General features: G+C 78.8%; 1 protein-coding gene. It reads right to left on the bottom strand.

Annotation, left to right across the window (positions count from 1 at the left end; all coding sequences use genetic code 11):
- Positions 1 to 826: S8 family serine peptidase (locus tag B7767_RS43255; RefSeq protein WP_085576554.1), on the bottom strand; the 826-nt coding region annotated here is incomplete at both ends.

Genomic DNA, 826 nt, shown 5'->3' with positions numbered 1-826 from the left:
GCCAGCGAGGCACCGGAACCGATGTAGTGGCCGGAGCCCTCGGGACCGACGCTGACCATCTCGCCGCCGGGCGCGGACAGGTCGGGCTCGTGGGCGGGCGGCGCCTTCTCCTGCCGTACGCCGTTGGGGCCGAAGTCCACGACGGCGAGCGCGCCGGGCGCGGCGGCCGGCCAGTACGGGCCCTCCGGCATCTCGCCGTCGGGCCCCAACTCCTCGCGGGGCACGGCGTCCGGGGCGGCCGGGGCGACGACCAGTGCGTCGCGCCGGGTGGCGTGGGCGACGGCCGCGGTGAGTTCGGCCTTGCCGGTGCGCAGGACCTGGCCGACGTAGATGACCTGTGCGCCGCGGTCCGCCGCCGTCCGGATGCCGGCGGCCACGCGTTCCACGGAGGGCACCCCCCGGTCGTCGGTGCCGGACAGGGCGAGGATCTCCGCCTGCGGGGCGACCCCGGTGATGCCGCTGCCCTTCTGCGGTGCGGCGGCGATCAGGCCGGCGGCGAACGTGCCGTGACCCACGCAGTCCTCGGCCGCTCCGCCGACGGCCTCCACCCTGCCGGACAGGCCGGGGACGCCGGTGGCGACACCGGTGTCGACCACCGCGACGGTCACGCCGCCGCCCCGGGAGATCCGCTGGGCCCGGGACAGCCCGAGCGCCGTCTGCGACCACGCCGCTCCGGTGGCCGTCTGTCCCGAGGCCCCGGTGCAGGGGTTGTCCTCACCGAGCCGGACGGGCAGCGGGGGCAGCAGCGTGGCCCCCGGATCGCCGGCACCGGGACTCCCCGACGGCGCGGCGGGCGCGGCCGGGGCGGCGGGGAGGGCGAGGGCCG

Origin of the sequence: Streptomyces sp. 13-12-16, assembly GCF_002114215.1 — a bacterium.
Classification (GTDB): domain Bacteria; phylum Actinomycetota; class Actinomycetes; order Streptomycetales; family Streptomycetaceae; genus Streptomyces.
The sequence above is the reverse complement of the archived record's forward strand: the minus strand, read 5'-3'. Positions and strand labels throughout refer to the sequence as shown.